Origin of the sequence: Aliidiomarina soli, from assembly GCF_003986975.1 — a bacterium.
Lineage (GTDB): Bacteria > Pseudomonadota > Gammaproteobacteria > Enterobacterales > Alteromonadaceae > Aliidiomarina > Aliidiomarina soli.
Genome location: NZ_PIPO01000007.1, coordinates 158,186 through 165,889, shown reverse-complemented (window position 1 = coordinate 165,889; position 7,704 = coordinate 158,186). Strand labels below are relative to the sequence as shown.

The 7,704-nt window shown below is 51.2% G+C and carries 7 protein-coding genes and 1 pseudogene; 2 read left to right on the top strand and 6 right to left on the bottom strand.

Features of this window, described 5'->3' with window-relative positions:
- Both CWE14_RS14920 and CWE14_RS14635 read right to left on the bottom strand, forming a co-directional pair.
- Window positions 1-154, bottom strand: a 154-nt coding sequence (locus CWE14_RS14920; protein WP_126799087.1) for a transposase, incomplete at its 3' end; no start/stop codon positions are given.
- Between the two features lie 24 nt (window positions 155-178).
- Window positions 179-1,201 (bottom strand): AAA family ATPase, encoded by a 1,023-nt coding sequence (locus tag CWE14_RS14635; protein ID WP_198676607.1) that lies wholly within the window; start codon window positions 1,199-1,201, stop codon window positions 179-181.
- A gap of 102 nt (window positions 1,202-1,303) precedes the next feature.
- Here CWE14_RS14635 and CWE14_RS14915 point away from each other — a divergent pair, with 102 nt between their 5' ends.
- Window positions 1,304-1,591: a helix-turn-helix domain-containing protein gene (locus CWE14_RS14915; protein ID WP_420837110.1), complete on the top strand. Its 288-nt coding sequence runs from the start codon at window positions 1,304-1,306 to the stop codon at window positions 1,589-1,591.
- Here the strand turns inward: CWE14_RS14915 and CWE14_RS14625 are convergent.
- From CWE14_RS14625 to guaB, 3 genes and pseudogenes are all read right to left on the bottom strand, one after another.
- A pseudogene (locus tag CWE14_RS14625) lies at window positions 1,533-2,009 on the bottom strand (tyrosine-type recombinase/integrase). The gene CWE14_RS14915 and the pseudogene CWE14_RS14625 overlap by 59 nt on opposite strands.
- Before the next feature lie 148 nt (window positions 2,010-2,157).
- Window positions 2,158-3,735: a glutamine-hydrolyzing GMP synthase gene (guaA, locus tag CWE14_RS14620; RefSeq protein WP_126800053.1), complete on the bottom strand. Its 1,578-nt coding sequence runs from the start codon at window positions 3,733-3,735 to the stop codon at window positions 2,158-2,160.
- A gap of 120 nt (window positions 3,736-3,855) precedes the next feature.
- The gene (gene guaB / locus CWE14_RS14615; RefSeq protein ID WP_126800052.1) at window positions 3,856-5,322 is read right to left on the bottom strand and encodes an IMP dehydrogenase; all 1,467 of its coding nucleotides are present in this window, start codon (window positions 5,320-5,322) and stop codon (window positions 3,856-3,858) included.
- A gap of 110 nt (window positions 5,323-5,432) precedes the next feature.
- On the opposite strand from guaB, the gene xseA reads away from it, so the two are divergent.
- The gene (gene xseA, locus CWE14_RS14610; RefSeq protein WP_420837109.1) at window positions 5,433-6,788 is read left to right on the top strand and encodes an exodeoxyribonuclease VII large subunit; all 1,356 of its coding nucleotides are present in this window, start codon (window positions 5,433-5,435) and stop codon (window positions 6,786-6,788) included.
- On the opposite strand, the gene CWE14_RS14605 is transcribed toward xseA, so the two are convergent.
- Entirely contained in the window at window positions 6,785-7,687 is a 903-nt protein-coding gene (locus tag CWE14_RS14605) for a mechanosensitive ion channel family protein (RefSeq protein ID WP_126800050.1), read from the bottom strand. The genes xseA and CWE14_RS14605 overlap by 4 nt on opposite strands.
- Between the last annotated feature and the right edge of the window lie 17 nt (window positions 7,688-7,704).

Genomic DNA, 7,704 nt, shown 5'->3' with positions numbered 1-7,704 from the left:
AAAGCCGGGTGAACTGTCGCCGCCAGTTGTAGATCTGACCGGGATGCAATCCCAATTCTTTGGCGACGGATGCTGCCGTGTTGCCGGGCTGATCCGCTCGGCGTACTGCTTCCCTACGAAATTCCTCAGTATATGCCTGCCGTTTCTTGGTCATGAAACACCTCCTGCTAGGGGCTACCTAACTATAGAAGGTGTCTACTGTTTGTGGGTAACTCGGGTTGTTAACGCTCAAGTGTGCTTCTGGTTCTTCTATACAGCACAGGTTGAATGTATCACCACACGACTTGTAGTAAGCAAACAGGATGAGTATGTAGATAAGGTTTCTTTGTCCCAAGCCTTTTTGGTAGAGAAATTCATTACCGTATTTCAAAGTGATGTTCGACAAGATGTTCTTCAAGTTAGGCAGGTTAGGAGTACACTCAAGCTTCTTTATTATATTGTCGTAGTTTTTAAAATCCTCATTATTTCCAATGATTTTGTCGAATGTTTCGGTCTTTTCAATAGCACTAAAGAACTCAGAGTAAGCGGCATTAATCTGACCTTTGTCATCGTCGTCTAATGTGTTCATAAGTAGCTTTGTAAAAATGCTATTGGACTTCATTGAACTGCTTTCTGAGAAGTCATCTCGTTCCGCATTGATACTATGGATGCTGACGTGTTTTAAGTCACTGTATGCGATAGGCTTTTTGTTGTTCACAGATACGATTTGGTAGTCGTATAGCTCAACGGGTAAAGTAAACCAGTTAATATCATCGAAAGTCTTACCAGCGAGTGATTTCTTCACGACCTCAAGCAAGTCATTGTCGTCTTTAGGCTTAAAGTCGTATCTGATTTTGTAAGTTTCTTCATCACCATCAGCAACAATCCACTTAGCCAGCATTGCTGTTTCATAAGCATCTTTCGGATCAGCAAACTCTACGGTTACTGACACTTTAGGGAGCTTTTGAAGCTGATTTTCTTCAGTATCTTCGTTGACTACAGACGTCAGAAAATCAATAACGGAATCTTTGTTGATGTCAGAAACACTCAAACGCTTCTGGTTGAAGTCTACTTGGTTGCCGCTTAACGGTAACGAAAGTGCGGTCAAAAAGTTCGTTTTACCGGTATCGTTTTCACCAATGACCACTGTCAGCTGTTGAAGCTGGGCTTCGAAAGAGCGGAAGCTACGGTAGTTGTTGATCGTTACCTTTCTGATGTACATAAGAATTTCCCTAAAAAGCATACAAGCGCATATGCCACTAATGTACTACAAGTCATGTGGTTACTGTATTGATCTAGTACTTGCCGATGCATTGTTTCTTAAATCAGTGAACTATCTGTCTCACGACGGTCTCAAGGACCAAGTGCAGCACCTGAGATAGAGTGTTGCCATGAAAACCTATACGCACATTTAACCACTGACGCACGGGTCGCCTTGATGGTGATGCGAGGCCAAGGATTGAGCCTACGCTCCATCAGCCGTCATCTGAACCGACACATCAGCAGTCTTAGCCGTAAGCTCAAACGTAATCGTACGGCCCACTACTATGAAGTCATCCAGGCCTGCGCTCTACGATGGCGTCAGTCAATGCTCGAAAGTCCTCATGGGTGATTTCGGTCAACTTCTGATTGCCGAATTTTGTTTCCAGCTCTCTCGCATAAACCGAGCGAAGCATATCACGAGTAGAGTCGGCCATCTGGTAGCCACGTAGCCATTTTTCCGCCCAGGCACCAAAGGTTTCACCCCCTTTGACACGCGCCTTGTCCCGTTCCTTCTCCTTCGCTGGCGACTTTCCATCTGCGACCATCCGCTTGGATTCACCAAGCCGCTCACGGGCTTCTGCCAGAGTGATACCACCAACGCCGTAGCGGCCAAAGGTGATCGTCTCTTGCCTGCCATTGACCTAGTAGTTGTAACGGAATGAGGTGGAACCGGCAGGGGTGATAGCCACATAGAGGTCGTCCCGGTCATTCACCTTGTAGAGTTTATCCCTCGGCTTCAGGTTGCGCAGCTTGGTATCGGTCAGCAAGAGTCTTATCCTTCTTCGATTCCGATACCATGCTCAAGCGGTGCTTCCCGCTGCCATCAGATGCCAAACACTGCCAAGCATAAAAAAGCCCATGAAAACATGAGCTTAAATTTTTTCCAGTTATTACCAGCCAGTACCTAACGCGAGATCATTCCCACTCAATCGTTGCTGGTGGCTTGCCAGAAATGTCATACACAACCCGTGAAATCCCATTAATTTCGTTAATGATACGGTTTGAGACGCGTTCCAGCAAATCATACGGCAGGTGAGCCCAGCGCGCGGTCATGAAATCGATGGTTTCCACTGCACGAATGGCGATAACCCAGTCGTATTTGCGCGCATCACCCATCACGCCCACAGAGCGAACCGGCAGGAATACCGCAAATGCCTGACTGACTTTGTCATACCAGCCCGAGTTGCGCAGCTCTTCGATAAAGATATGGTCGGCGCGGCGTAATAAGTCACAATATTCTTTGCGCACTTCAGCCAGTACCCGAACCCCTAAACCCGGGCCAGGGAATGGATGGCGGTACAGCATGTCGTATGGTAAACCGAGCTCAAGGCCTATCTTGCGCACTTCGTCTTTGAACAGCTCACGCAGTGGCTCAACCAGGCTTAACTGCATGTCTTCGGGCAGGCCACCAACGTTGTGGTGCGACTTGATGACATGGGCTTTACCAGTTTTAGAGCCCGCCGACTCAATCACGTCCGGGTAAATGGTGCCCTGCGCCAGCCATTGCACGTCTTCGATAGACGTCGCCTGCTCGTCAAACAATTCAATGAATACGCGACCGATGGTTTTACGTTTTAGCTCTGGGTCGCTGACACCAGCAAGCTCGCTTAAGAAGCGATCTTCTGCATCGACGCGCACAATGTTGAGACCAAAGTGATCACCAAACATTTCCATCACCTGGTCACCTTCATTGAGGCGCAATAGCCCATTGTCAACAAAGACACAGGTTAATTGTGTACCGATGGCGCGGTGCAGCAGCATCGCCGTGACGGAGGAGTCAACGCCACCGGACAGGCCGAGAATAACTTTGTCAGTGCCGACTTGGTCGCGAATACGTTCAATCGCATCATCAATAATGGTTGCTGGCGTCCACAGATTTTCACAGCCACAGATGTCATTGACGAAATGCTCAAGCATGCGCAGGCCCTGACGGGTATGGGTCACTTCCGGGTGGAACTGAAGACCATAAAAATGACGTTTGGTATCCGCCATCGCCGCATGCGGGCAGGTTTTGGTACGCGCAACGGTTTCAAAACCAGCTGGGATTTCAATCACCTTGTCGCCGTGGCTCATCCATACATCAAGCAGCGGTTTGCCGTTTTCGCTGACCGCATCTTCAATGTTCTTAAACAGTTCACTTTCGATCACGCGTTCAATCTGCGCATAGCCAAACTCACGTTCATCTGAACCCAGCACCCGTCCGCCGAGCTGAGCGGCCATGGTCTGCATACCGTAGCAAACCCCAAGCACCGGCACACCTGCCTCGAACACGTACTCTGGCGCGCGTGGTGAACCTGGTTCCGGCACGCTTTCCGGCCCACCGGACAGAATAATCCCTTGCGGGTTAAAGGCTTTAATGTCGGCGGCATCCACATCCCATGCCCAGAGTTCACAATAGACCCCGATTTCACGGATACGGCGGGCGATTAACTGAGTATATTGCGAGCCAAAGTCGAGGATTAGAATACGATGCTGGTGAATGTCAGTGGTCATTGGTTCTCTCGTGTTGGTTGCGACTGGCATAACTAACATGCCATAGATACAAAATGCCTGAAGGCAGACCCTGCCTGCCCTCAGATAATGCGCGATGGCATGCAGTGCATGCCCCAGGGGTTAACCTAAACGGTAATTCGGTGCTTCCTTGGTAATCTGTACATCATGCACATGGGACTCACCCATGCCAGCAGACGTGACCCGGACGAATTCGGGTTTAGTGCGCAGGGTCAAAATATCGGCGCTGCCAGTAAGCCCCATCGCCGAGCGCAAGCCGCCCATCTGCTGATGGATAATGGTCGCCATCGGTCCTTTATAAGCAACCCGGCCTTCAATCCCTTCCGGGACCAGTTTTTCCGCCTGGTTGCTGCTTTGGAAGTAACGATCTGAAGAACCATGGCTCTGGTTCATCGCGCCGATGCTACCCATGCCGCGATAGGATTTGTAGTAACGCCCCTGATACAGCTCAACTTCACCTGGCGCTTCTTCAGTGCCAGCCAGCATACTGCCGACCATGACACAACTGGCGCCGGCGACAATGGCTTTGGCAATGTCACCGGAGAAACGGATGCCACCATCGGCAATAACCGGGATGTCGCGGTCTTTAAGTGCTTCAACTGCATCCGCAATAGCAGTAATTTGCGGCACACCACAGCCGGTCACAATCCGTGTGGTGCAAATAGAACCTGGGCCAATACCGACTTTAACGGCATCGACACCGGCGTCGGCCAGCGCCAGCGCACCGGCTTTGGTGGCTACGTTCCCAGCAATTAATTGCACATCAGGGAAATTCTTGCGAACCCAACGAACCCGCTCAAGAACCCCTTCAGAATGGCCATGGGAGGTGTCGACCAGAATCACATCAACACCTACGTCAACCAGTGCAGCGACCCGTTCTTCAGTGCCTGCACCAACACCAACCGCAGCACCGACCCGTAAACGGCCCTGCTCGTCTTTACAGGCATTGGGTTTATTGGCTGCTTTTTCGAAGTCTTTCAGGGTGATCATGCCAACCAGCGTCTGCTTGTCATCGGTGACCAGAATCTTTTCGATCCGATGCTGATGCATCAAGGCCAGGATTTGTTCGCTTTTGGCGTTCTGTTTGACCGTGATAAGGCGCTCTTCCGGCGTCATCACATCGGCGACGGTAGTATGGCTGCCGTCTTCAAAGCGGGTGTCGCGACCGGTAACAATACCAACCAGGCGCTTATTATCGACTACCGGAAAACCCTGGAAGCCATGTTCTGCAGCCAATGCTTTTACTTCGGCAATGGTCATCGATGGCGTCACAGTGACCGGGTCTTTAACAATCCCGCTTTCGTATTTTTTAACCTTGCGAACATGTGCAGCCTGTTCGCTGATACTCATGTTCTTATGAATAAAACCAACGCCGCCTTCCTGAGCCAGCGCAATCGCCAGATCAGCTTCGGTCACCGTATCCATCGCCGATGAGACCATTGGAATATTGAGTTCAATGTTGCGCGTCAGACGCGTGCGTAAGTCCGCGGTATGAGGTAGTACAGTAGAGTGACCGGGAACGAGTAAAACGTCGTCAAAAGTCAGGGCTTCTTGAGCAATTCGTAGCATGGCAACATCTCTCTTGTGAAAGGTGGGAGCTGGATCAATGTTGCGGCGGTATTTTACTCACAAGCATGGCTCCAGTAAACTAGTTTTTATCAGATTCTCAATAAGGCCTCATTGTGTTTGCACCCGAACAAGCTGAATCCAGCCCGCAGCGCACTATTTACAGCGTTTCTAAGCTAAACCTGGCGGTCCGTCGGTTACTCGAAGGTCATTTCGGTCAAGTCTGGCTGGTCGGCGAACTGTCGAACTTTTCAGCACCGGCGTCCGGACACTGGTATTTCACCCTCAAAGATAGCAAAGCGCAGGTACGTTGCGCGATGTTCCGAGGCGCCAACCAGCGGGTTATGACTCAGGTGGGCAATGGCAAACAGGTCATGGTGCGGGCCAAAATAGGTCTCTATGAGCCACGTGGTGACTATCAGCTCATCGTCGAGCACATGGAAGACGCCGGCGCCGGGTTACTGCAACAGCAATTCGAACAACTTAAAGCCAAGCTTCAAAGCGAAGGTTTGTTTGACCCCGCCAGTAAAAAAGCACTGCCCACCGATATCCGTCGTATCGGTGTGGTGACCTCTGCCAGTGGCGCCGCTTTGCATGATGTGCTTTCAGTCCTTAAACGTCGTGACGCCAGTGTTGAAGTGATTGTCTACCCCTCACAGGTGCAGGGTAGTCAGGCAGCTGAGAATCTGATTAGCGCCTTGAATACAGCCAACCGGCGCAATGAAGTCGATGTTATTCTGCTCACCCGCGGCGGCGGTTCATTAGAAGATTTATCCTGTTTTAACGACGAGACCCTGGCCAGGGTGGTATTTACCAGTAAATTGCCGGTCATCTCTGCGGTGGGTCATGAGGTGGATTTTGCGATCACCGATTTCGTCGCCGATTTGCGGGCCCCGACCCCCTCTGCAGCCGCCGAATTGCTAAGTCAGGACCGCAGTCATTTACGCGCTCAACAGCAGCACCTCAGCCAACGCCTGTGGCGTGCCTGGCAACATGCACTGCATCGGGTTCAACACCGCCAGGCCTTGTTGCAACAGCGGCTAACCCCGCTTCACCCCGCCCAGCAACTGCAGCAACAAGGGCAACGGCAGGATGAACTGCAACGTCGGCTGCAGCAAAGCGTAAATGCACTGTTACACCACTGCAATCAGCAACAGCATCATTTGCAGGCGCGCCTTAGCCAAATCAAGCCGGACGCCCACCTCGAGCGCGCCCGACAGCAACACCAGCGTGCCGAGCAACAGTTGCAACGGGCGATGCTACAGGTACTGAAGCAGGCTCAGCAACGCACCGCCGCGAACGCCCACTCATTGCAGCTGGTGTCGCCGTTACAAACCTTAAGTCGTGGTTATAGTATTACTCAGACTGATACCGGTGAGGTGATCAAAAACGCCGGGCAAGTCGAGCCCGGCGCTGTGATTACCACCCGCCTTGGCCAAGGCGAGCTGAAAAGTAAAGTACTCGACTAACCGTGGTTGGCGTGCTGCTTGTCAGCGTCACTGCCCGCACTTGGAGACACCGTTGAAGCGATTCGCAGCGGACCTTCGTCGCTGCCGCCCTGATGCAAATGGACGTCCATTTGCGGGAACGGGATGCCAATACCGGCTTCATCCAGCTTGAGCTTAATGTTTTCCATGGTGTCCCAGTAAAACGGCCAGTAGTCTTCACTGTTAACCCAGGGGCGAACAATAAAGTTAACCGACGAATCCGCCAGCTCGTTCACAGACACCCGAGGTTCAGGCTCTTTCAGCACACGAGGGTCATCGTTAAGGACACCCATCAGCACCTCTTTGGTCTTTTTCAAGTCAGCGCTGTAACTGACCCCAATCACCATATCAACGCGCCGCGTCGGGTGCTCGGAGTAATTCGTGATCGGATTTGAAGTGATTTGCGAATTAGGGACCACCACTTTTTTACTATCTGGTGTTTTCAGAATCGTAGTGAATAGCTCAATCCCGATCACAGTGCCTGCAACACCGCCCGCTTCGACATAATCGCCGGACTTAAATGGGCGGTAGATCATGATCAGCACCCCAGAGGCAAAGTTTGCCAGCGAACCCTGTAACGACAGGCCGATGGCCAGACCCATAGCACCTAAGATGGCGATAAACGAGGTGGTCTGAATGCCCACATGGGAGAGCGCCATCATAATCGCCGCAGCGACAATAATAGCCCGTACAATGCCGGCCAGAAATGAGACCACGGCATTGTCGATTTTACTCTTATCAAGACGCTTTATCATGCTACGGCTGATAATACCGGAGAGAATAAAACCACCCAGTAATATTGCCAGGCCAATCGCAAAGCGCACTGCATACATCGCCAGTATACCTTGGTTTTCTTCCAGCCAGAGCCACATCTCGTTCATGCTAATTCCTTATTCTG